Origin of the sequence: Bacteroides sp. RTP31139st1_H2_RTP31139_211217 (assembly GCF_040227615.1) — a bacterium.
Taxonomy (GTDB): Bacteria; Bacteroidota; Bacteroidia; order Bacteroidales; family Bacteroidaceae; genus Bacteroides; species Bacteroides uniformis.
Window position 1 is genome coordinate 1 of record NZ_JBCNZM010000327.1, and the last position, 1601, is coordinate 1601.

The following is a 1601-nucleotide window of genomic DNA, read 5'->3' on the forward strand; positions in this document are numbered from 1 at the left end:
GTGGACGTGGCCAGCGGCACGTTCTTCACCGACGAGGAGGACTTCTGGCTCGACGGCCCGGTGCCTCTGTCATGGGAGCGCACATGGTACAGCCGCAGCGACTACCGGGGGCCTCTGGGCAACGGGTGGCACCACGCCTACGACATGGGCGTCGTCGCGGACACGGAAGAAGGCACCCTGACGCTCCGCATGAGTGACGGCATCCCGGTGGCCTTCCCACTGCCGACAGCGGAAGACCCCTCGTTCATCCTCTCCGAGCGCAAGGAAGCCCGTCTGGAACAGGACGGCTGCTACTGCGTGTGGGACATGGCCGAGGACCTCTACTACCGCTTCACCCGCAAGGAGTACGATTCCGTGCGCCTGCTTGAGAGCGTGACCGACTACAACGGCCTCGGCATCCGCTTCGAGTACACGAAAGAGGGATTGCTACACTCCATTACAGACAGTGCGGGCCGCCGTCTGAGGGTGGAACACGACACGAGGAACGGACGCATCCTTGAGATATACGGCCCGCATCCGGAAGATCCGGAGAAAGAGATTACCCTCGCCTCCTACGAGTACGACGCCGACGGCAACATGACCCTCCAGCGCAACGCGGCAGGAGATGTGATGACATACGAGTATGCCGGAAGGCTCATCGTGAAGGAGACATGGCGCAACGGCCTTGCGTGGTACTTCGAGTACGACGGTACGGGCGTGGGTTCGCGCTGCGTACACACGTGGGGCGACGGCGGCATATACGACCATAAGCTCACGTTCCGAGAGGGAGTGACCGAGGTACTCGACAGCCATGGCGGGCTGACGGTGTACCACCACCGTGGCGGCCTTGTGTGGAAGAAGGTCGATGCCAACGGCGGGGAACACCTGTGGCGTTACGACGACAGCCGCCAGCTCCTCGCACAGACAGACCCGCTCGGTAACAGCACCCTGTACAAATATGACCGCTGGGGGAACTGCACCGACAGCTCCGACCCGTGCGGCGGCAGCGTGTCCGCCGTGTACCCCGGCAAGGGGGGCCTGCGCAACCGTCCCGTATCCGTGACCACACCGGACGGCGGCACGTGGGAGTTCGGCTATGACCGCTCCGGCAATCTGGTGAGCCGCACCAACCCCGAAGGTGCCGTCACGAGGATGACCTACCGCGACGGTGCGGTGGCATCGGTGAAAGACCCCTACGGTGTGGTGACGAAGCTCGCCTATGACCGTTTCCGCAACCTCACGGAGGCATCCGACAGCCGGGGGAACACCTCGCTGTACGGCTACGACCTGCTGGGCAGGTGCGTGAGCGTCACCAACCCCAAGGGTGCGGTGCAGAAAAGGGAATACGACCCTGTGGGCCGTGTGGTGCACGTGCTCGACTTCGACGGCAACGACATACGCCTGTCCTACGACGGGATAGACAACCTCACGGAATACCGTGACAACGTCCAGCACGTGGAGTACGGCTACTCCGGCATGTGGAAGCTGACAAGGCGTCGCGACCACCGGGGCGTGGTGAACTTCCGCTATGACCGGGAGGAACGCCTGCGCCGTGTGACAAACGAGAAGCTCCAGAGCTACGAGTTCACCCTCGACGCTGTGGGAAACGTCACCGCCGAGAA

At 63.3% G+C, this 1601-nt stretch carries 1 protein-coding gene; it reads left to right on the top strand.

Features of this window, described 5'->3' with window-relative positions:
* Positions 1-1601, top strand: a 1601-nt coding sequence (locus ABUA47_RS24630) for a DUF6531 domain-containing protein (protein WP_349832272.1), incomplete at both ends; no start/stop codon positions are given.